General features: G+C 76.3%; 13 protein-coding genes. 8 read left to right on the plus strand and 5 right to left on the minus strand.

What is annotated here, in order from left to right:
* Positions 1 to 7: 7 nt before the first annotated feature.
* A complete protein-coding gene (locus IO29_RS17940; RefSeq protein ID WP_030376805.1) occupies positions 8 to 967 on the minus strand; it encodes a MerR family transcriptional regulator in 960 nt (319 codons plus the stop codon).
* A 190-nt stretch (positions 968 to 1,157) separates the two neighbouring features.
* On the opposite strand from IO29_RS17940, the gene IO29_RS17945 reads away from it, so the two are divergent.
* On the plus strand, positions 1,158 to 2,669 hold the full coding sequence (locus IO29_RS17945) for an alpha/beta fold hydrolase (RefSeq protein ID WP_030376806.1): 1,512 nt from the start codon (positions 1,158 to 1,160) through the stop codon (positions 2,667 to 2,669).
* 156 nt (positions 2,670 to 2,825) lie between these two features.
* On the opposite strand, the gene IO29_RS35970 is transcribed toward IO29_RS17945, so the two are convergent.
* Positions 2,826 to 3,641, minus strand: coding sequence for a TetR/AcrR family transcriptional regulator (locus IO29_RS35970; protein WP_037817538.1), 816 nt, complete (start codon positions 3,639 to 3,641; stop codon positions 2,826 to 2,828).
* Between the two features lie 168 nt (positions 3,642 to 3,809).
* On the opposite strand from IO29_RS35970, the gene IO29_RS17955 reads away from it, so the two are divergent.
* The 3 genes from IO29_RS17955 (at position 3,810) to IO29_RS35575 (ending at position 6,904) form a co-directional block, all read left to right on the plus strand.
* Positions 3,810 to 4,847 (plus strand): medium chain dehydrogenase/reductase family protein, encoded by a 1,038-nt coding sequence (locus tag IO29_RS17955; RefSeq protein WP_030376807.1) that lies wholly within the window; start codon positions 3,810 to 3,812, stop codon positions 4,845 to 4,847.
* Between the two features lie 147 nt (positions 4,848 to 4,994).
* A complete protein-coding gene (locus IO29_RS17960) occupies positions 4,995 to 6,239 on the plus strand; it encodes a hypothetical protein (protein WP_030376808.1) in 1,245 nt (414 codons plus the stop codon).
* On the plus strand, positions 6,236 to 6,904 hold the full coding sequence (locus IO29_RS35575) for a hypothetical protein (protein WP_051707713.1): 669 nt from the start codon (positions 6,236 to 6,238) through the stop codon (positions 6,902 to 6,904). Before IO29_RS17960 ends, IO29_RS35575 begins: the two co-directional genes overlap by 4 nt.
* Here the strand turns inward: IO29_RS35575 and IO29_RS17970 are convergent.
* Positions 6,844 to 9,471 carry a tetratricopeptide repeat protein gene (locus IO29_RS17970; protein ID WP_030376810.1) on the minus strand — a complete coding sequence of 876 codons (2,628 nt, stop codon included), beginning with the start codon at positions 9,469 to 9,471 and terminating at the stop codon, positions 6,844 to 6,846. The genes IO29_RS35575 and IO29_RS17970 overlap by 61 nt on opposite strands.
* A gap of 198 nt (positions 9,472 to 9,669) precedes the next feature.
* Here IO29_RS17970 and IO29_RS17975 point away from each other — a divergent pair, with 198 nt between their 5' ends.
* The 4 genes from IO29_RS17975 (at position 9,670) to IO29_RS38560 (ending at position 17,679) form a co-directional block, all read left to right on the plus strand.
* Positions 9,670 to 12,864, plus strand: coding sequence for an AfsR/SARP family transcriptional regulator (locus IO29_RS17975; RefSeq protein WP_037817529.1), 3,195 nt, complete (start codon positions 9,670 to 9,672; stop codon positions 12,862 to 12,864).
* A 327-nt stretch (positions 12,865 to 13,191) separates the two neighbouring features.
* Positions 13,192 to 14,136 (plus strand): RNA polymerase sigma factor SigJ, encoded by a 945-nt coding sequence (sigJ, locus tag IO29_RS17980; RefSeq protein WP_030376812.1) that lies wholly within the window; start codon positions 13,192 to 13,194, stop codon positions 14,134 to 14,136.
* A gap of 152 nt (positions 14,137 to 14,288) precedes the next feature.
* Entirely contained in the window at positions 14,289 to 15,518 is a 1,230-nt protein-coding gene (locus IO29_RS17985) for an NAD(P)/FAD-dependent oxidoreductase (RefSeq protein ID WP_033225867.1), read from the plus strand.
* A 931-nt stretch (positions 15,519 to 16,449) separates the two neighbouring features.
* Complete coding sequence (locus IO29_RS38560; RefSeq protein WP_158709346.1) at positions 16,450 to 17,679, plus strand: hypothetical protein; 1,230 nt, start codon at positions 16,450 to 16,452, stop codon at positions 17,677 to 17,679.
* A gap of 75 nt (positions 17,680 to 17,754) precedes the next feature.
* Here the strand turns inward: IO29_RS38560 and IO29_RS17995 are convergent, their stop codons facing one another.
* Both IO29_RS17995 and IO29_RS39495 read right to left on the minus strand, forming a co-directional pair.
* A complete protein-coding gene (locus IO29_RS17995; protein ID WP_030376815.1) occupies positions 17,755 to 18,411 on the minus strand; it encodes a class I SAM-dependent DNA methyltransferase in 657 nt (218 codons plus the stop codon).
* The gene (locus tag IO29_RS39495; RefSeq protein ID WP_051848696.1) at positions 18,398 to 22,243 is read right to left on the minus strand and encodes an AAA family ATPase; all 3,846 of its coding nucleotides are present in this window, start codon (positions 22,241 to 22,243) and stop codon (positions 18,398 to 18,400) included. Before IO29_RS39495 ends, IO29_RS17995 begins: the two co-directional genes overlap by 14 nt.
* Positions 22,244 to 22,595: the final 352 nt, after the last annotated feature.

Raw genomic sequence — 22,595 nt, forward strand, 5'->3', positions numbered from 1 at the left:
TTCGGGTTCAGGCCGCCGGCGAGGTCTCGGCGTGCAGGGCCCGCAGCAGCCAGTCGTGGGCGGTGCCGGGGGTGGGGGCCGCGTGGGGGTCCAGGGCGGTGGTCAGGTGCCAGTACTCGTCGAGGCGGGGGTCGGCCGCGAGTCGGGGGGCGAGGTCGCGGCGGAAGGTGGGGGTGTCGCGGGTGCCGTAGGCCTGGGCGTAGGCGGAGACGAAGCCGTCGAGTGCCTCGCCCGGGTGCGGTGCGCGGCCAGCGCGGAGGGGGGCGGCCGCCAAGGCGTACGCCTCGGCCAGACCGGCGTACAGCACGCCCGCCCGCGCGCCCCCGGCCCGCCGGTGCGCGTCCGGCTGGGGCTGCTCGGTGCCCGTGCAGGGGCGGGACGTCAGGGCGTGCAGCCGGGCGAAGGCCAGTACCTGGGCCGGCTCCGGGTCGGCGGGCGGCTGCGGGACCGCGACGTCCAGGAACGCCGTGACCGCGCGGGCCGGCATCCGCGCCGGCAGCCAGCCGCGCCAGAACCGGGCGATCGCGGCCGTACTCGGCGGCGTCGTCACCGCGCCGACCAGGCGCAGCCGTTCGGCGCGCTCCCCCGGCGGGCACTCCCGCACCAGCCGCAGCGCCGCCTCCCGCCAGCGCAGCGCCTCGAGCCGCGAGCCGAGCTCCCGCAGCTGCCCGTCGACGGCGTCCTCCAGGAGCCCCTCCGCCAGCACCTCGTCCTGCGGTACGCCGTCGGACGGGCCGCCCCGCGGCAGGACGCGCCGCACCTCGGGCACCCCGAGGCCGAGCCCGCGCAGCGCGCGGATCAGGGCCAGCCGGCCGAGCGCGGCGGGGCCGTAGCGGCGGTGGCCGCCCGCGCTGCGGGAGGTCTCCGGCAGCAGACCGCGGTCGGAGTAGAAGCGGACCGTCTTGACGGTGACGCCCGCACGCTCCGCGAGTTGGCCGATGCTCCACAGTCCGTCGTCGTACGGCACGGCGGCGGGCCTCCCTCCGACTCCCCCGGCGCCCGCACGCGGGGGCGCCATCCGGGTTGAACCTCCCCCAGGGGGAGTTCCTACCGTACCGGCGGGCGCGGCCGGGCGGACGGTTCCGGCCGTCGCCGACGGCGTACGACGACAGTGTGAGGAGAGGGCCGTGGCCCCCGTATTCGTCCTGGTACCGGGCATGTTCACCGACGCGCACGTATGGGAGGAGACCGCTCGCCGGCTGACCGCGGCGGGCGCCGAGGCACGGGCGGTGACGCTCGCGGGACCCGGGCGGGCGCGGGCCGGTGCCGGCCCGGTGGTGGATCTGGAGGCACACATCAGAGACGTGTGCGCGGCGATCGACGCGGCCGGTGCCCCGGACGGCCGGGAGGTCGTGCTCGTCGGGCACGACTACGGCGTCCACCCGGTGCTGGGCGCCGCCGACCGGCGGGCGGGGCGGGTGGCCCGGATCGTGTTCCTGGACGCGGGGATGCCGCAGGACGGCGTCCCGCCGCTGGCGGCGGTGCCGGACCAGTCCCTGCGGGCCCGGCTGGCCGAACGGGCGGCGGCCGGCGGGGCCGACGGCGAGCTGCCGCCCCCGGCGCGTGAGGAGTGGCCGCGGTGGGGCAGCACGGCGGGCGTGCCGGAGGAGGCCCTGGACCGGCTCACCGCCCGGGCCGCGCCCCAGCCGCTGGGCACGCTGTTCCAGCCGCTGCGGCTGACCGGCGCGGCGGCCGCCGTGCCGACCACGGGCGTGCTGTGCACCGCGAGCGGCGTGGGCATCGCCATGGTCCAGCGGCTGGTGGACCTCGGCGACCCGGCCCTGCGCGCGCTGGCCGCCCCCGGGGTGACGTTCTTCGAACTGCCCACCGGCCACTGGCCGATGCTGTCCTGCCCCGCCGACCTGGCCGACGTCCTGCTGCGGGCCGCCGCGGGCGAGGGACACGGGCTCACCGCGCCGGGCGAGGCGGAAACCCCCGCGCATCTCCATCCGTTCCCCCTCCCGGCACCCGAACTGCCGCGCGAGCGGCGGGAGAACGTGGACCTGTACGTCCCGGAGGCGGCCGCTCCGGACAGCCCCCGCCCCGCGGTGCTGTTCGTGCACGGCGGGCCGGTGCCCGCCGGGGCCGAGCCGGCCCCGCGCGACTGGCCGGTCCTGACGGGCCACGCCCGGTACGCGGCCGGGCAGGGCGTGGTGGGCGCGGTCGTCGCGCACCGGCTGCACGACGTGGCCGACTACGCGCGCGCCGCGGCGGACGTGGCGGCGGCCGTGGACCTGGTCCGCGCGGACCCGCGCGTCGACGCCGGCCGGATCGCGCTGTGGTTCTTCTCCGGCGGCGGCCCCCTCATGGCGGACTGGCTGGCCGAGCCGCCGGCGTGGCTGCGCTGCCTGGGCGCCGCGTACCCGGTGCTCGCCCCGCTGCCCAACTGGGGGATGTCCGCCGAGGGCCGGTTCCATCCGGTGCGGGCGGTCGCGGACGCCGGTCACGCGCTGCCGCCGCTGGTGCTGCTCCGGGTGGGCCGGGAGTCGCCGGAGATCGCGGCGACCGTGGCGAAGTTCCTGCGGACGGCGGCGGAGCGGGAGGCGGACGTGCGGGTGGTGGACGTCCCGCACGGCCACCACGGCGGCGGCCCCGCCGATCCGGCCGACGAGTGGCGGGCGGCGGTGCGGGAGGCGATGCGCGCGGTGGTGGCGCACGTGACGGCCTGACCGGTCACCGTCGAGCGGCTCCGGCCGTCCGTAAGCGGCCCGACCATCCGTGAGCGGCTCCCGGACGCCTGTGAGCGGCTCCGGCGGCCCGTGAGCAGCTTCGGACGCCCGTAAACGGCTCCGGCCGCCCGTGAGCGGCTCCCGGTGCTCTCGCGCTCAGCCGGCGGCCGCCACCAGCGCGTCGAGTTCCGCCTCGAAGAACAGCGCCGGGTCGAACCCCATCCCGGTGAACTGCCCGGCGAGTTCCAGGGAGAGGGCGCCGTGCAGCCGGGTCCAGAAGGACAGCGCGCGGTGCAGCACGCCGGGCGGGGCGGGCCGGTCCCCCGCCCACGCGCGGTACTGCCCGAGGTGCACGGCGAACGGCACCTCGGGGGAGCCGGGGGAGCCGGCCGGGCCGGGGAGGGCGGCCTGGGGCAGCGCCGCGCAGGCGTCGAGCACGAACGTCATGCTCTCCCTGGCGAGGCCGGTGGTGTCGTCCGGCGCGTGATACCCGGGCACGGGGGTGCCGAAGACGAGGAAGTAGCGCTGGGGGTCGGCCAGCGCCCACCCGCGCAGGGCGTGCGCCAGCGCGCGCGCCTCCGCGCCGGACGCGGCGGCTTCGGAAGCCCCGGAGGCCCCGGAGACCGCAGAAGCCTCGGAAACCCCGGAGGCGCCGGAGACCGCAGAAGCCTCGGAGACCCCGGAGGCTTCGGCGGCCTCGGAGGCCGCGCGGAAGGCGTCGACGAGGCTGCGGTAGCCGTCCCTGATCAGCTCGGTGATCAGCTCGTCCCGGCCGGCGTAGTACCGGTAGAGCGCGGGCCCGCTCATGCCCATGCGCTTGGCGATCGCGTTGAGGGAGAGCCCGGAGGCCCCCGCGTCGGCGATCTGCTCCCAGGCGTGCGCCTTGATCTCGGTCCGCACCTGCGTGCGGTAGCGCTCACGCGGCGTCGCCGCGCCCGCGGCACCCTCCGCCCCCGCCGTCTCCTGCCGCATGTCCGCCGCCTCCTTGTGCGCGATCACGCGCGCAATCCCACCACGCTTCACTCTTGTTAGAAGCTATCACGACCGCTATTGACACTCCGCCCGGGCTGGAGTTACAACTTCTAACGAAGCAGAAAGCAAGTAACTCCAGCAATCTCTACTCGCATGGCGGAGGCCCTCATGCATCCCGCGGAAACCGAAGAACTCGTCGAGATCGTCCTGCCGGGCAAGGTCGAGCCGGAGGGGCTGCGGGTCCGGCGCGGGGCGGTGCCCGCCCCCGGCCCCGGCCAGATGGTGATCCGGATGGAGGCGACCGGCGTCTCCTTCGCGGAGCAGCAGATGCGCCGCGGCAAGTACTTCGACCAACCGCCGTTCCCCTTCGTCCCCGGCTACGACCTCGTCGGCACCGTGGCCGCGACCGGCGAGGGCGTCGCCCCGGCGCCGGCCGGCACCCGGGTGGCCGCGATGGTCAAGGTCGGCGGCTGGTCCAGCCATGTCGTCGTGGACGCGGCGGACGTCGTACCGGTGCCCGAGGGCGTCGACGCGGACCGGGCGGAGACCATGGTCGTCAACGGCGTCACCGCCTGGCAGATGCTGCACCGCACGGCCCGCGTCCGCGCCGGGCAGACGGTGCTGGTGCTCGGCGCCAACGGCGGCGTCGGCTCGGTCCTCGTCCAGCTGGCGCGGGCGGCCGGGGCGAAGGTGATCGGCACCGCCTCCGCCCGCCACCACCAGGTGCTGCGCGACCGGGGCGTCACCCCCGTCGACTACCGCACCGAGGACATCGCCGCGCGCGTCCGTGAGCTGGCCCCCGGCGGGGTGGACGCCGTCTTCGACCACGTCGGCGGCCCCGGCATCGTCGACTCCTGGCGCCTGCTCGCCCCCGGCGGCACGCTCGTCGCGTACGGCACCGCCTCCACCCGGGACGACGAGGGCTCCAAGCAGCTGCCCGTCCTCAAGCTGCTCGCCCGGGTCTGGCTGTGGAACGCCCTGCCCAACCGCCGCCGCGCCCACTTCTACAACCTCTGGGCCGGCCACAGGAACCGGGCCCGCTTCCGCGCCCGCCTGCGCACCGACCTCACCGAGGTCTTCGAGGCCCTCCGCCGCGGCGACATCACCGCCCAGGTCGCCGCCCGCTTCCCCCTCACCGAGGCCGCCGAGGCCCTGCGCCTCGCGGAGTCGGGGACGGTGGCGGGAAAGGTGGTACTCCACGCGTGAGCCCGCCCGCGCCGCCCCATCGCCCCCGACTCCCGTACCGGGCGTACCGGGCAAGGGTGTTGCAAGGAGCGTGCAAGGAAAGCGCCGTACCCGCCGGGCATCCCCCCGTCGTCCGCTGTACGCAGTGACGGAGCCACGGGGGTTCGTATGTCCGTAACCACGACGAGAACGGCGTTGATCGAGCAGGGGCACTGGCTGACGGTGCGGGACTGCAAGCGGGTCCTGGTGGTCGCCCACACGGTGACCTTCGCCCAACGGCTGCGCGAGGTCTTCGAGTTGCTGGAGGCCGATCTGCGCGTCCAGCTGATCTTCACGGTGGCGCCGCACGCCTTCGGCAGTGGCACCGCCGAGTTCCTGCACGGCCTGGGCATCTCCACCGTGCCCTGGGAGGAGGCGCTGCGGGCCGAGTTCGACCTCGTGCTCGCGGCGGGCCTGCGCGGAGTGCACGAGTTGCGCGCCCCGGTGGTCCGCATCGCGCACGGCGCCGGGCACATCAAACCGCTCACCGACGTCACCGGCCTGACCCCCGGAGAGCCGAGGGCGCCCGGGATGCTGAGTCCCCGGCATCTGCTGCACGAGGGGCGGCTGGTCCCGGCGGCCCTCGTCTACGCCCACGAGCGGGCCCTGGAGGAGCTGGCCCGGTCCTGCCCCGAGGCCCTTCCGGCGGCCCAGGTCGCGGGTGATCCGTGCGTCGACCGGATCCTGGCCGGCCGGCCCGAACGCGCGGCCTACCGCCGTGCGCTGGGGATCGAGGACGGGCAGCGGCTCGTGGTCGTCACCTCCACCTGGGGGCCGGCCTCGACGTTCGCGCGGCTCGACTCGCTGCTGCCGCAGCTGCTGGGGCGGCTCCCGGGCGACGGCCACCGCGTGGCGCTGCTGGTCCACCCCAACGTGTACGCGGGGCACGGCGTCCGGCAGGTGCGCGGCTGGCTGTCCGGCCGCCGGGACCGGGCGATCGCGGTGCTGCCCCCGGAGGCCGACTGGCAGGCGCCGCTGATCGCGGCCGACTGGATCATCGGCGACCACGGGTCGCTCACCGCGTACGGCACGCTCACGGAGGCGACGCTGCTGCTGACGCCCGGGCCCCGGCGCGAGATGGCGGCCGCCTCCCCGGCGGCCCTGCTGTCCGCGGTGGCCCCGGTCCTCTCGCCGCTGCACCCCCTGGCGGAGCAGCTGCGGTACGCGGCGGAACTGCGCCGGCCGGGGCAGTACGACCACGTGGCCGCCTCGCTGTCCTCGGCGCCGGGGCACTTCCACCGGCGGGTGCGTACGGCCGTCTACCGGCTGCTCGGGCTGGGCGAACCCGCCCACCCGCCGTTCGTCACGCCGCCCCCGCCCCCGCCGCCGCTGACGCGGTGGGAGGTCACCGCCGGTGAGGGGGCGGCCCGGTGAGCGGCCCGGCGGCGGCGGTCGGCGCGTGGGTCACGGTGTGCTCCGCCGGCCCGGCGGAGCAGGGTGCCTGGGTCACGATGCGCCCCGTCGAACCGGCGGAGCACGATGCCCGGGTCACGATGTGCCCCGTCGGCCCGGCAGGGGGCCCGGCCGTCGTCCGGGCCGTCCCGCTGCCGCCGGCCGCGGTGCCGCCGGCCGCGGTGCCGTGCGCGTGCCCGTGGCCGTCCGGCTGCCGGCACGCGCCCGGTCCGTTCCCGTGCGACGTGCATCTGCGGGTGGCGGCGGAGGGCGCGGGGCCTGCCCGGCTCAGGGAGTTCGCCGACGTACTGGTCGGCCGGGTGCCGCTGCCCCCGGGCCCGGCCCGGCTGCGGGCGCTCGCCCTGCTGGCCCGGTATCCCGGGTGCCGGACCGTCGCGGTGCCGGTACGGGCCGCGGCGCCGGTCGTCGGCGTACGGGACCGCACGGGTGAATTGCGGTGGGTGCGGCCGGGCCCGGCCGGGGCCCCGCCCTCCCCGCAGCTGGCCGGTTCCCTCGCCCACGCGTGGCTGACCCGGTGCGGGACGCCCGGCGCCCCGGCCACGGTGGCCGGGCAGGTCTCCGGCGGTCACTCCCGCCGCAGCCGGGCCTCGACGCGGGCCGCGTCCTGCGGGTTCAGCGTGCGGTAGAGGTCCAGGGCGGCCGCGTAGTGCCGTAACGCTTCCTCGTGGTCGCCCCGGGCCTCGGCGGACCGGCCGAGCCACTCCAGGCAGCGGGCCTCCCAGTCCGCGGAGCGGGCGTCCCCCGCGCGGAAGCGCCCGAGCGCCTCGCGCAGCCGCCGGGCGCCGGCCTCGTGGTCGCCCGCGCGGTCCACGACGTGGCCGTGCAGGGCGAGGACGCGCGTCTCCTCGTACGTCTCCCCGAGCGCCCGCAGTTCCGCGCCGGCCCGGTCCAGGTGCGCGGCGGCCGTGGCCAGGTCGCCGGCGGCCAGCGCGGTCTCGCCCAGGCGCCGCCGGGAGAGGGCGGCCCCGCGCCGCGCGCCGGCCGCCTCCCGCAGCCGCAGGGCGTGGGTGAAGTGCTCGCGGGCCTCGTCGAGGCGGTGGGCCAGCAGGGCGAGGTGGCCGAGGCCGTTCACCGCCTGCGCCTGCTGCCGTACGTCGCCGTCGGCCGTGGCGTGTTCCAGCGCCTGCCGGTACCAGTCGGCCGCCTCCGGGTAGCGGCCGGCGTCCCGCAGTCCGATCGCGCCGGAGGTGAGCATGCGGCCCTCCCCCTGCCGCGAGCCGGCGCGGCGGGCCGCTTCGAGGCCGAGGCGGTGCGCCTCGATCCACATGTCGGACGGCCGCAGCCGCAGGAACAGCGGCCAGAGCAGATCGGTCAGGGTCCAGCAGGAGGTGTGCAGTCCGGCGTCGGCCGCGTAGCGCACCGCGCCCATCAGGCCGTGGCGGTGCGTGTCCAGCCAGGCGAGCGCCTCCTCGGGGCCGTCGAGCGGGGCCGGGGACACCGCCGTCGCGGGGAGGTCGTGGCCGGGCAGCCGGTGACTGGGGCTGAGGAGGCGCTCCGCCGACGCCGCCGTGACGAGGCACCAGTCGAGGAAACGGCGCAGTACGTCTTCCCGCGCGCGGGCGTCCTCGTCCTCCTCGCCGAGCCGGCGGGCGTGCGGCCGGACGAGGTCGTGGAAACGGTAGGTGCCCGGTCCCGTCTCCTCCAGGAGGTTCGCCTCCAGGAGGGCGTGGACGGCTGTGTCGGCGGCGTCGGCGGCCGTATCGGCGGCCGTGTCGACGGCACTCCCGGTGCTGAGGCCGGTGCCGGTGCCGGTGCCGGTCCCGGTTCCGGTTCCGGGTGGCCCGTCCCCGTCCTCGCCCCCGTCCTCGTCCCCGTCTCCGTCCCCGTCCTCGGCGAGGGCGGTCAGCAGCGAGAGGTCGTAGCGGTCGGCGGGCAGCAGCCCCATGCGGCGGTACAGGGTCCGGCCCTCGTCCGGCAGTGCCTCGTACGACAGGTCAAGCGCCGTTCGCAGCACGGACTCCCCCTCGACATGCAGCGTCTCGACGTCGCCCCGCGCCCGGGCCAGCGCGCCGGCCAGCGCGGCCACGGAGCGGTGCGGGCGCAGGGCGAGGTGGGCGGAGGCCAGGGCCAGGGCCAGGGGCAGCCGGCCGCACAGCCGGACCACCTCGCGGGCGGCGGCGGGCTCCCGCGCCACGCGTGCCCCGCCGCCGACGGCCAGGAGTGCGACGGCCGCGTCGGCGGGGAGGCCGTCCAGCCGGTGCACGGACGCGCCGTCGACGCGCAGGCCGGTCAGGTTGGACCGGCTGGTCACCACGGTGAGACCGGCCGGGGAGCCGAGCAGGAGGGGGCGCACCTGGGCGGCCGTGAAGGCGCTGTCCAGGAGGACGGCGAGCCGCAGCCGCGAGGTCAGCGACCGCCACAGCGCACCGCGCTGCGCGAACCGGGCAGGCACCGAGGGGGCGCCGAGCGCGACCAGGAAGGCCTCCAGGACGACGGACGGGGAGACGGGACCCTCGCTGGTCCTGCCGCCCAGGTCCGCGTAGAGCTGGCCGTCGGGGAAGTCGTCGGCGTGCGCGTGCAGCCAGTGGGCGGCGAGGGTGGTCTTGCCGACGCCGGCGAGTCCGCTGATCACCAGGAGCTGCGGAGCGTGCGCGGGCCACTGGGCACGCAGGGCGTCCAGCGCCCGGCGGTCGTCCTCCCGCCCGGTGAACCTCGCTGTCACCGGGGGGAGTTGACGAGGGATGGGGAGGCGGGGCGGGGGCGCCGGGGCGGACGTGTGGAAGTGGAGGCCGCCGTGGACGTCGCGGGCCTGCACGGCGGGTCCGTGGAGCACGGAGTCCCCGCCGATGACATTGGCCGTCGGGGCATGGTCGGGGTGAACCGGCGCGGAACCCGGGTGAACCGGCTCGGGACCCGGGCGGACCGGCTCGGGACCGGGGTGAACCGGCGCGGGGCCGGGGTGGTCGTTCAGCCAGGCGGTGAGGGCGTGCCGCGTCGCCGTGTCCCGCGCCGCCACCGCCGCGAGCGCACGGGCCAGCCGGCGCCAGGAATCCGTCCCGTCCGGTCGCGCTCCGCCGGCCCGCGGGGGCCAGAGCCGGGCCACCGACGGCTCCGCGCGGCCCGCCGTGTCCACCACGCGGGCGAGTTCGCGCCACGCCGCGGACTCCGGCCCGGCACCGCACGCGGCCATCGCCGGCAGCAGGGCCTCGGGTCCGCCGGACCCGTCCGGTGCGCCGAAGGAGAAAGCACGCACGTGCGCGGCCCCTTTCCGTCCCCGGGAGTCACCTCCGCCACCGGAAGGCGTTCCCCCTCTTCGGTCAGGATGTGAACGGTTGCGACTATTTACCGGTCAACTTTGAACACACAACGTCCCCTTATGGTCGTCGCTGCCAGGTCTATGCCACGCTCGAATGCTCGGCAATCACATGTCCTACCGGCGGGGAGGACGCTGGTGGAGTTCGAGATCAGGATTTCGGGGGCCGTGGAACTCCGTGCGGCGGGCCGACGCGGCGATCTGCGGTCGACGAAGACGAGGGTCGCGCTCGCCGCCCTCGCCTGGGACGCCGGCCGTACGGTGAGTGTGGACACCCTGATCCACCGCATCTGGGACGACCACCCGCCCGGCAAGGCCAGGGAGGCGCTGCACGCGCACGTCTCCCGCGTCCGCGCCGCCCTGCGGACCCTCGGGGAGGACGCGCCCACGCTCCGCGGCGGCACCAACCTGTACTCCCTGGAGACCGACCCGGACCGGGTCGACCTGCGCCGCTACACCACCGGCGTCGAGCGGGCCCGCGCCCTCCGGGACGGCGGCGACGCCAAGGGCGCCCTGCGCCTGCTGGACCGGGCGGAGGACCACTGGCACGGGGAGCCGCTGGCCGGCATCACCGGCTCCTGGGCCGAGCATCTGCGCACGGCCGCCGGCGAGACCCGGCTGGTGGCCGCGCTGACCAGGGCCGAGATCCTGCTCGACGGCGGGAAGTACACCGACGCCGTACCCGTGCTGCTGCCGCTGGTCGAGGCGCGCCCCGTGGACGAGGCGCTGGCCGAGCGGCTGGCCGTCGCCCTGTACGGCAGCAACCGGACGGCCGAGGCCACCAGGCTGCTCCAACGGGCGCGGCAGCGGGTCGTGAAGGACATCGGACTCGACGCCGGGCGCGGGCTGCACCGGATCCACCAGGGCATCCTGGCCGGAACCCCCGCCGCCGTCCTGTTCCCCCGCGCCGCGCCCGAGGAGAGACCGGCCCCCCGGCCCGCGCGCCGGGTCCCGGACAACCTGCCGCGCGACGTCCCCTGGGCCGGGCGGCGCGAGGAGCTGCGGCGGCTCACCGCCTCGCTCTGCGAGGAGCGGGGCGCCGCGGACGACGTCGTGACCGTCGAGGCGATCCACGGCATGGGCGGCGTCGGCAAGAGCGCCCTGGCCATCCACCTCGCGCACCGGCTGCGGGACCGCTTCCCCGACGGACGCCTCTTCCTCCACCTGGGCGGGGACTCCACCGGCCGGACCCCGCGGACCCCGGTCCGCGCGCTCACCGAACTGCTGCGGCTGCTCGGCACGGCCGCCACACAACTGCCGGGCGACCTCGACGAACTGGTCGCGCTGTGGCGGGCGGCGGCGCGGGACCGCCGCATGCTGGTCGTGCTCGACGACGCCACCTCCTCCGCCCAGGTGCGCCCGCTGCTCCCGGGCGCCTCCCCGACCGCGGTCGTCGTCACCAGCCGACGACGGCTGCCCGGACTGCCCGGGGTGCGGCCCGTCTCGCTCGACGTGCTTCCGCCCGAGGACGCGGCCGCGCTCTTCACCCGGCGGCTGGGCCCGCGGCCCGGCACCGACGCCTCGGACGTCGCCGGGATCGTCCGGCGCTGCGGGCACCTCCCGCTGGCCGTGGAGATCGCCGCGAGCCGGCTGCTGGCACACACCTCCTGGACGACGTCCGACCTCCTGCGCCGGCTGGCCGGTGCCGACGGCCGTCTCGCCCAGCTCCGCGACGCCGAACGGTCCCTGGCGCACGTCTTCGCCGTCTCGTACGACGCGCTCGACGCCGACCAGCGGCTCGTCTTCCGGCGCAGCGGACTGCACCCCGGGGTCGAGTTCTCGCCGCACGCGGTCGCCGCGCTCACCGGGCTCCCCGCGGCGACGGTGGAACGGGTGCTGGAGGAACTCCTCGCGCAGTCCCTCGTGTCCGAGCCGCTTCCGCACCGGTTCACCATGCACGACCTGCTGCGCGACTACGCGCGCACGCTCGTCGCCACCGGCGGGGCGGATTCCGCGGCGGAGGTACGGCGGGCCGAGCGCCGCCTCGTGGATCATTACCTGCACGCGGCGGACCGGGCGGACCGGCTGGCGTATCCGTTCCGTTCCCGCATGGATCCGGTCGGTCTCGGCATGAGTTCGGCCGGTTCCCGAAAGGATTCGGCCGGTCCCCGCATGAACTCGGCCGGTCTCCGCAGGGATTCGGCCGCTTCCCGTAGGGATCCGAACGGTTCCCGCAGGGATTCGAACGGCGGATCCGTTCCTCCTCCCCCGCATCCGGAGCTCACCGACGCGCGCTCGGCGGAACAGTGGCTGATCACCGAGTCGGCCAATCTCCTGGACCTCGCCGCGCGGCTGGCGAGCCAGGGCACCGCGCGCCAACTCGCCCTCGGCGTGCATGTCTTGGCGGGTTTCCTGGACATGGAGGGACATCTCGCCGCGGCCGAGCCGCTGCTGCGCCGTGCCGTCGCCCACTGGCACGCGGCGGGCGACCGGGCGGCCGAGGCGCGCGCCCTGCTCGACCTCTGCGCGGTGTACACCCACGGCTCCCGGTACGAGGAGGCGATCGCGACCGCGGAGACGGCACGTGCGGCCGCACGGTCCGTGGGGGACCGGTTGCTGGAGGCCGAGTGCGTGCACCGGATCGTGATATCCCTGTGGCAGACGGGGCAGTACGCACCGGCCAGATCACTCCAACAGGAGTCTCTGGATTTCCTGTCGCAAACCGGAGACGCATTGCGGATCGCGCGCTGCCGCAATGTGCTCGGCATAGCCCACCTCCATCTCGCGGAACACGACGAAGCACTGGCGTGCTTCACCTCCGCGCTGGCCGAATTCCGGGAAATAGGGGACGAGCGGGGCCGATACAGCGCATTGAACAACATCGCGGAAGCGCACAAGAAGTCGGGGCGCATGGAATCGGCGGAAAGCGCTTATCGAGAAGCGCTGACGGTCGCCGAAGGACTGGGGAATCCGAGGGACCGGGCCACGCTCCGCATCAACCTGGCCTCCGTCCTGGACGCGCTCGGCAGGACCGGCGAAGCGCTCACGCTGTACGGCGGGGCACTGCCGGTGCTGCGTGAGGTCGGGGACCGGCGCACGGAGGGTATCGCGCTCACGCGGATCGGTGCGGCGTACCGTGCGGGCGGTCGCGTCGGGGACGCGATACACCATCTCCACACCGCACTTGGGGTGCTGCGTGACATCCGCGCGGCGGGCGAGGAGGCGGAGGCCCTGTACCAACTGGGCCTCGCCGAGCGCGACGCGGGGCACCCTGCCGAAGCCGCGGCCCACCTGGAGGCCGCCGCGGCGGCGAGCCGGCGCCTGGGCGCGACGGCGGAGGAGGAGCGGGCGGTACGGGTGCGGGGGGAGCTGCGGGGCGAGACCGCCGGCTGAACTGACCCGTAGGTTCAGTTCTCAACCGGTTCTCCGCAGCCGCTGCACACGTCACCCGTATGCTGTATAACTGCGTGCGGCGGAACGCTCTTGATTCTTGCCGCCCCGCACAGGAAGAACGCCGTGAGCAAATTGCTGCAATATCTTGTCGCCTCCCCGATCGCAATGACGTGCATCGCCTATGCGATTAGCACCGCGAGCGGGTCGCCCCACCCGACCATATAAGAAAGAACCCGGTGCCCGGGTTGCCGTCGCAACGTGATGTCGAACCGGGCACCCACCCTCGGACGACGTTCCGTCGGCCGACACGGCGGTTAGGATCCGCCCATGGCCCTGACCCCGCGCGACGTGGAACGGTTCGAGGCGAGTCGGTCCCGGCTGGGGGCGCTCGCCTATCGGTTGCTCGGGTCGGCGAGCGACGCCGAGGACGTCGTACAGGAGACGTTCCTGCGGTGGCAGGCGGCCGACGTCGAACGGATCGACGTGCCCGAGGCGTGGCTGACGAAGGTGCTCACCAACCTCTGCCTCAACCAGCTCACCTCCGCCCGCGCGCGGCGCGAGACGTACGTGGGGCAGTGGCTGCCCGAGCCGTTGCTCGCCGGGGACCCGATGCTCGGGCCCGCCGACACCGCCGAGCAGCGCGAATCGGTGTCGTACGCGGTGCTCGCGCTGCTGGAGCGGCTCGCCCCGAAAGAGCGGGCGGTGTACGTGCTGCGGGAGGCGTTCGGGTACCCGTACCGGGAGATCGCCGGGATCCTCGGCATCACGGAGGCGGCGGGGCAGCAGCTCTTCCACCGGGCCAGGAAGCACGTCGCGGAGGGCAGGGTGCGCGGCGAGGTCGACGCGGCCGCCGCCCGGCGGATCGTCGAGGAGTTCCTCGCGGCCGCCACCAGTGGCCGGACCGAGCCGCTGGTCCGGCTGCTCACGGACGACGCCGTCGCGATCGGCGACGGCGGCGGGAAGGTACCGGCCCGCACCAAGGCGTTCGAGGGCGCGCTCGCGGTGGCGACATTCATGCGGGGGCTGTTCACGCCGGGCAAGGGCAAGCGCGCGCTGGTCGGCGGTTCGCCCGGGATCTGGGCGACCACCGCCAACGGCGGGCCCGCGCTCGTGGCGGTCGTCGACGGCCGGGTCGTCGGGGTGCTGTGCCTGGAGATCACGGCGGACGGCATCGCCGCGTTCCGTTCCCAGGCCAACCCCGACAAGCTCGTCCGCGCGAGCCGGCGGTGGGCGGCCGGCGACCACGGGGAGCCGCTGCTCCACGCGTTCTGAGGCCTGTCCGGCCGCGTTGTGAGGTGCTTCACATCGTGGTCCTGTCAGGAAACGGCGGGCCGTCCGGTTCAAGGGACGACATCACGGCGTCCGGCGAACGTCCGACACGGGACCGCCCGGGCGCCAGGAGCGCGCGAGACAGGAGTACGGACATGCAGCACCGCATCGTCGTCCTCGGAGCCGGTTACTCCGGGGCCATCGCCGCCGGACGCCTCGCCAGGCGGCTGCGCCGCGAGGACGTCGCCCTCACCCTCGTCAACGCCGAACCCGACTTCGTCGAGCGCGTCCGGCTGCACCAGCTCGCGACCGGGCAGGAGCTCAGGCCCCGGCCGTTCGCCGAGATGTTCGCGGGCACGGGCGTCGAGCTGCGGCTCGCGAGGGTGACGGGTGTCGACGTCGAACGCAGGACGGTCACCGTGACGGCCACGGACGGCACGGACGGCACGGAGACCACGGAGACCACGGAAGAACTGGCGTACGACTCCCTCGTCTACGCCCTCGGCAGCGGCTGGACCGACCACGGTGTCCCGGGGGTCGCCGAGCACGCCGACGAACTCGCGAGCCGGGCCGGGGCGCTGCGGCTGCGCGCCCGGCTGGCCGGGCTGACGGCGGGGCAGCCCGTGCTCGTGGTCGGTGGCGGTCTCACCGGGGTCGAGGCCGCGACCGAGATCGCCGAGGCCCGCCCGGACCTCGACGTCGCCCTCGTCGCGCGCGCCGGGCTCGGCGACTGGCTCTCCCCCAAGGGCGCCCGGCACCTGCGGAAGGTCTTCGGCCGGCTCGGCATCACCGTGCACGAGCACACCGACGTCACCGGCGTCGCGGCCGGCCACGTCAGCACCGCCGACGGCACCCGGCTGCCGGCCGCGGTCACCGTGTGGACCACCGGCTTCGCCGTCCACCCGCTCGCGCGGGACACCGGCCTGGAGGTCACCGACGACGGGCAGATCGTGGTCGACGGGACGATGCGCTCCGTCTCCCACCCGGACGTGTACGCCGTCGGGGACGCGGCCATGGCGACGGGCGCCGGCGGCAGCCCGCTGCGCATGTCCTGCGCCTCGGGCGTCCCCATGGCCTGGCAGGCCGCCGACGCGCTCGCCGCCCGGTTGGCCGGGGGGAAACTCCCGCACACGCCGTTGCGCTACTTCAACCAGTGCGTCTCGCTGGGGCGGCGGGAGGGGCTGATCCAGTACGTCACCGCCGACGACCGCGCGGTCAGCGCGGCGCTGACCGGGCGGCTGGCCGCGCTCTACAAGGAGGCCGTGTGCAGGGGCGCGGCCTGGGGCGTCGCCCATCCCACCCTCGCCGTCCCGTCCCGCCGCCGCCCCGTCGCAGGGCGGGGGGCCGCCGCCGCCCGTGACCTGCCGGTCGGGGAACCGGCGTAGGACGGCGGGCGCGGGCGGTACCGGGACCGGGGCCGGGGCCGGTGAGTGACCCGTCCGTCCGCGCTCGGGTGGCGGGGGGTGGGGGGCGCGCCTAGAAACGGTCATGTCGTGCTGTGTGTCCGTGCATCGGAGTAGAAGGCGACCGGCGACCATGACGATGAACCCTCCCCGCGACCTCCGCGACTCCTCCGGCACGGGCCCTTCCGGGCACGAGCCCGTACGCGCACTCGTGCACGCCGCGGTCGCCTCGCGCTCGATGGACGAGGTGCTCGCGCTGATCGCGCTGCTGGAGCGCAGACCCGACGGCGACCGGGCCGCCCGCGAGGTCGTACGCGCCGCCACGGCCGACCGCCCGGTCGAGGACCTGGCCGACCTCATAACCCACCTGACGAACGCGCCCCGCCCGGCCCCCGGCGAGCCCGGAGGTCCTGCGGCGCGGGGCGCCGCCCCGACGGCGGGCGGGTCGCGACCCGTCCGAACGGACACCCCGCCGACCGGCACGACACCCGCTCCGACGACCGGCCGAGGGAGCAGCCCGGCGGCCGGCCCGGGAGGCACCCCGGCAACCGGCCCGGCCGGCGGTCCGGGGAGCGGCCTGCTCAGCGGCCCCACGGACCACCCCACGGACAACACCGCGACCGACCCGACGAACGGGCCGTTGACCAGCCCGACGGCAGCCGGGCCGATAACCCACCCAGCGGCCGGACCCGTGGCCGGGGGTCCGGCGGACGGACCGGTGGGCAGTCCGCTCCCCGGGCCGGTGGACACACCGGCCACGGTCCCGGCAGCCGGCCCGGCGAACGTCCCGGCGATCGCCCCCGCGGCCGCCGGTCCGACGGACGTGCCGGTGGCCAACCGGACCGGCGGCCCAGCAAGTAGCGCTGCGCCCGGCCCGGCGAACACTCCCACGACAGACCCGGCGCACGGCCAGGTGGCCGACTCGACGGGCGGGCCGGCGGCCGGCTCGGCGCACGGCCAGGAGCCCAGCCAGGAGCCCAGCCCGGCGCACGGCTCGACCGGCAGCCCCACGCACGGCCTCACCACCCGCCCGACGGGCGGCCCTGCGGCCGGTTCGGCGAACGGGCCTGCGGACGGCCCGACGGGCAACCCGGCGGCCGGCCCGATCGCCGACCCGCTGGCGGCCGACTCGACCAGCAGCCCGGCCGAGCCCCCCACGACCGGCCCGGCGGCCGACCCCGCACCCCGTCCTGCGGACGGCTCACCGGCCGACCGGGCGACGAGCCCGTCGCACGGGCCGGTGGACGGACCCGCGACCGCCTCGGCGAACGGCTCGGTCCGCAGCCCGGCGCAGGCGCCCGCGGCCGGTCGGCCGGACGGCCCGGCGGCCGACCCCGCACCCCCTTCCGCAGACGGCCCGGCGGGTGAGCCGGTGGGCGGGACCGCGGTCCTCACCGCCCCGTCCACGAGCGAGTCCGCGAGGGACGGCAGGTCCGTGGAGGGGACGCTCCCGGCCGGGCCGGTGCGGCCGGATGCGCACCGGGAGCAACCACCGGACGCCACCCCCGAGTTCGACTGGCTCGACGAGGAGTGGGCCGCGCGGAACGGGTACCGGACACCGGAGCGCCCGGCGCCGTCCGCCACGGACGAGAAGCACACCGGAAGCGGGCGCCAGGGCGGCCGGCGCCCGGAGCGTGGGCGGCTCACGCGGTGGCTTCGTGGGGTGGGCGGGTTCGGGGCGGCCGTTCGGCCGGCCTGGATCGCCGCCCTCGCGCTGGTCGGGTGCGGGGTGGCGCATCTGCCGTTGCGCGACGGTGTGCCGTGGACGTACGCGCACGGGGTCTCGCTCGGCATCAGCACCCTGTGTCTGCTGCTCGGCGCCGCCCTGGTCGTCCGCAGGTCGGCCGTCCCCGTGCTCGCGGCGGGCATGCTGTTCCCCGCGGTGCTCGCCGTCGCGCACCTCACCGCGGGCCGGCTCGCCTCCCCCCTGCTCGCCGACGTCCTCGCCACCGGCGGCGACACCGCCACCCTCGCCGCCGCCCTGGCCGCCGTGCTCGCCCTCATCGCCCTCCTCGGCGCACTCACCGGGGAGGTAAGGACGACGCGCGAGAAACCCGGGCAGCCCGAAGCTCCCGGAACTCCCGGAACTCCCGGAGCTTCCGAGGAGCCCGTACCGGCGTCCGCGCGCGCCTCCGGCTCCTGACGTTGGCGGACGCCTCCGGGGAACGGCTGCTGCGCTACTCCGTGGAGGGCGCGGAGGACGTCGGAGGGACGTCGGTCAGGCGGGCGGGGGCTTGTGGGTCAGTAGGTGGATGCTGCGGAACTGGCGGCGGTCCGTGGGGCGGGGTTGCTGGGTGGTGCGGGAGAGCTCGGTCAGGCCGTTGGCGTGGAGGAGTGCGGAGAGGTGGTCGGGGGACCAGCGGTGGGCGAGGGTGACCGTGTGGTCGAAGGGCTGGGTCGGCACGGACGGGTCCTCGGTGGCCCAGAAGGCGAGCAGGAGGTGGCCGCCGGGGGCCAGTACGCGGGCGAACTCCGCCAGCAGGGCGGGGAGTTCCGGCGGCGGGGTGTGGATGATCGACCAGCGGGAGAGGACGCCGGCCAGCGTGCCGTCGGGGAGGCCGAGCGCGGCCATCGAGCCGACGTCGAAGCGCAGGGCGGGGTGGGCCCGGCGGGCCAGGGCGATCATCGCGGGGGAGGCGTCGACGCCGTACGCCTGGAGGCCCAGTCCGCTCAGGTGCGCGGTGACATGGCCCGGGCCGCACCCCAGGTCGGCGACCGGGCCGCCGCCGGCCGCGCGGACGAGCTCCGCGAAGGCCGCCAGCAGTCCGCGTTCCAGGGGGTGGTCGCGCAGCGAGTCGCGGAACATCTCCGCGTAGGTCGCGGCGACCTCGTCGTAGGCGTCGCGGGTGGTGGTGAGGGCGTCAGGGGCGGCCATGGTCGGGACAGTAGTCCTTGTCGAGGGGGCGTGCGGCGGCGTTGCCGAGGGCGGTGCGGAGCTGCGCCCGGCGGCGGATGCCGAGTTTGCGGTACGTGCTCGTCAGATGGGTCTCCACCGTGCGGCGGGCCACGTGGAGGAGACCGGCGATCTCCGTGTTGGTGTGTCCCTCCGCGGCCAGTTCCGCGATCCGGCGCTCGCTGCCGGTGAGCGACTCCGAGCCCGTGCGGACGGCGGCCGGCCGGCGTGCGCCGCCCTCGCGCAGGGCCGCCTCCGCCGCGGCCGCCAGCCGGACCGCGCCCCGCCGTACCGCGCGGTCGGCCGCCTCGCGCAGGGCCGCCCGTGCCTGGGAACGCTCCCCCGCCATGATGAGCAGCCGCCCGCGCGAGATCAGCGCGGCGATCAGCTCGTCGTCGACGGGTGCCGTCCGCAGCAGCCGTACGGCCTCCTCGGCGAGGTCCAGGCCGCGCCGGCCGCCGGTCGCCGCGGCCAGCACGCGCAGGGCGCGGCCCACCGTGCGGGGCGTGTTCCACACCCGGGCGAGCCGCAACTCCTCCTCGGCCAGGGCCAGCGCGTCCCGCGGCCGGCCCAGGGCCAGATGGCACTCGGCGGCGGCGGTCCGCCACGGGGTGAGCGCCGGGCTGACCTCGTCGCGCGCGGCCTGGCTGCGCCCGCACTCCAGGAAGTCGTACACCGCGGCCGCCGGATTGCCCGCGGCGACCCGCTGCACGCCCCGCGCGTACAGGAAGCGGTTGCGCTCCGGGGAGTCCGGGGTCCGGTCCAGATCGAAGGCGGCCACGTACCGCCCGGCCTCCCCGACCCGGCCGGCCGCGACGAGGGCGAGCACGGTGTGCGCGTCGGCGGGCCGCGGCTGCCGGGGGCGGCCGCCGGCCGGTGCGGGGTGGGCGCCGGCCGGTGCGGGGTGGCCTCCGGGGGGCGCGGCCAACGCCCCGGCCGGCGGGGGGAACGCGCCGGGGGGCAAGGGAAACCCCTCGGGAGGTATGGGGAACGGCCCGGGGGGCGCGGGGAACGCCCCGGCCGGTACCGGGAACGTTCCGGACGGCGCGGGGGACGCCCCGGACGGCGGCGGGAACTCCCCGGGGAGCGCGGCCGCGTACGGCCCGACGCCGCCTCCCGGGGCGTTTCCCGCCCGGGCGTGCTCCGGCGGCGCCTGCCCGTCCGGGTCGTGACCCGACGGCACCTGCCCGTCCGGCTCGTGACCCGACGGCACCTGCCCATCCGGCTCGTGACCCGGCGGCACCTGCCCATCCGGCTCGTGACCCGGCGGCACCTGCCCATCCGGTTCATGTCCCGACGGCGCCTGCCCGTCCGGCTCGTGTCCCGGCGGTACCTGCCCCTCCGGCATCTGTCCCACCGGCTGGTGCCGGTCCGGTATCTGTCCCATCGACAGGTGCCGGTCCGGTATCTGTCCCACCGGCTCCTGTCCCGCCGCCGTCTGCCCCACCGGCTCGGGTCCCACCGGCTCCTGTCCGGCCGCCGTCTGTCCCACCGGCTCGTGTCCCACCGGCTCCTGTCCGGCCGCCGTCTGCCCCACCGGCTCGTGTCCCGCTGACACGTGACCCGCTGACACGTGACCCGCCGCCGTCTGTCCCACCGGCTCGTGCTCCGCCGGGCCGTATCCCGTCGGCCCGTATCCCGTCGGCTCGTGTCCCGCCGACCCGTGCTCCGCCGGCCCGTGCGGCGCGTGCCGCGGCACGGTGTACGTGCCGCGGGCCGCCGCCAGGTCGGCGCGTACGGTCAGCAGGATCTCGTGCACCGGGTGCAGCAGATGCGCGCACTGGCCGGCCAGGCCGTGTTCCACGAGCTGGCCGGCCGAGTCGAAGTCGTCCGCCCACAGGGCGACCACCGCGGCCACCGCGACCAGGAACGGTTCGCCCTCCGGGTCGGCCGGCTTCTCGAGCAGCAGCCGCAGCCGCCGTCGCGCCTCCTCCGCCGAGATCAGCCCGGCCGCCGCCGCGTGCCGTACGAGCAGGGCACGGACCGCCGTACCGGCCGACTCGGGGCAGCCGCGGTCCTGCTCGGCCAGCCGGGCGTACGCCTCGCGGCGCAGCCCCCGGTCCCGTTCGGCGAGCAGTACGGCGGTGGCCCGTACGACGCGCACCAGCTCCGGGCGGTCGGACAGCGTGTCGTCGTCGAGGCCGCGCAGCGTCTCGACGGCGGCCCGGGTCTGGCCGTACCGGGCCAGCGCGGTGCCGAGGGCGACGCCCGCGCGCACCCGGTCGGCCGGCTCGCCGTGCAGCCACAGCGCCTCGGTGAGCCGCGGCACTCCGGTGGCACGGACCGCCGCGGACCGCACGTCGGACCGGGCCACGGCCGGTACGCCGGGCGGCAGCCCGGAAGGCAGCCCCACCGGCAGGCCGGACTGCGACCCGGACCACGCCCCGTACGTACCCCCGGACCACGCCCCGGACCACGACCCGGCCGGACCCCCGGACCACGACCCGGACTGCGCCGCGGCGAACTCCAAGGAGCCCAGCTCGGTGAGGACCCGTTGCCGTACGTGCTCCGACAGCGGCTCTCGCAGGACCCGGCGCAAGTAGTCCGTGGCGTCCTCGATCCGCCCGTCGCGCGCGGCCTCGTGCGCCGCGTCCCGCAGGACGTTGACGACCCAGGGCCGGTCCGTCATGTCGGTCCGCAGCAGCTGCCGGGCGACGGCCTCCGTGTCGTCGCCCCGGCGCCACAGCGTGTCGGCGGCCGCCAGGTGCGCGGCCCGGCGCCGGCCGGCGGGCCAGCCGTCGAGCACCGCGTCCCGCAGCAGCCGGTGCGCCCAGCGCGGACGGCCGGAGGCGTCCGGGTGCAGCAGGCCGAGCCCGGTCATGGCGGTGAGCCAGCCGGCCACCCGGACGGCGTCGGCACCGGTCATCTCCGCGAGCAGCTCCGCGAGTTGCGCGGTGAACGCGGGGTGGGCGGGTGCGTAGGCGCGGGTGGAGCCGTGCGGCGAGGCGGGTACGGGCGGCCCGTCCGCGCCGTCCGTCCAGGTCTCCTCCAGCGCGGCGAGCGCCCGGGCGACCTCGGTCGTACGGGGCCCGGCGCTCTCCAGCCACCAGGACACCGCCGCCCGGTACGCCCCCGGGTACAGCAGGGCGGAGGAATCCGGCACGGCGACGGCCCCGCTGCCGCCGAGGTCGTCCAACAGGGCGTGCAGCAGCAGCGGATGGCCCGCCGAGGCGCGTACGCAGCTGTCCGCGCACGACCAGTGCCCGCACCGGGCGAGCGAGCGCACCAGGAGCGCCGTGGAGCGGGCGGAGAGCGGGGCGAGGGTATGGGTGCGGACCAGGTCGGGCGGAAGGGGGTGGGCCAGCCCGGGGGCGGGCGGGGTGATGTCGTACTGGCTGCGCTCGGTCACCAGCAGCAGTACCGGTAATTGGTCGATCCGCCGGGCCGCCTCCACCAGCCAGCGGCGGGAGGCCCCGTCGGCGAGGTGCACGTCGTCGACGGCGATCAGGACGGGGGAGTGCTCGGCGAACTCGCGCAGGCGTTGCAGCAGCCGGTTGGTGATGACCCGTTCGTCGCCGCCCCGGAAGGGCGCGTACTGGCCGGGTTCGGGGCAGCCGGGGACGTCGGGCACGGGGCTCAGCAGGCGCATCAGGGAGGCGAAGGGGTGGGCACCGTCGACGGCGGAGCAGCGGGCGAGCATGACGCGCATGCCGTGCGCGGCGCCGTCGCGGGCGGCGGCCTCCAGCACGGCGGTGCGGCCGGTGCCGGTGGCACCGCGCAGCAGGACGAGCCGGCCGGTGCCGGCGCGGGCACGGGCCGCCTCGGTGGCGATCAGCTCGCTCACGTCCCCGCGCTCGGTCAGCGGTCCGGGCATGTGCGCCTCCTTTCGGTGAACGGCTCCCCCGACAGCCTCGGAAAACTCCGTGAAGACCCCAGGAGAACGGCGGGAACACGGGCGGAACTTCCGGAGATTTGAAGGGAACTCCCGAACATGGGGACGAGCAACGGGGGGCAGAGGTGCCCGGACGTGCCGTACATCACGTGGGCGGGCGGTCCGATTTCCTGTCCGGCGGGTCCATGGACGTACGGGCCGCGCCGGTGTCCAGTGAAGTGGAGCGCGCCCCGCCACCACGACGGCACGACAGTACGCCCGTTCTCGTGGTGTGCCTCGTGGTACTCCACGATTGCCCCCGCATCCCTTGCCGGGAAGCCTGGAGGATCCGCCG

The organism is Streptomyces sp. NRRL F-6676 (assembly GCF_000725625.1).
Taxonomy (GTDB): domain Bacteria; phylum Actinomycetota; class Actinomycetes; order Streptomycetales; family Streptomycetaceae; genus Streptomyces.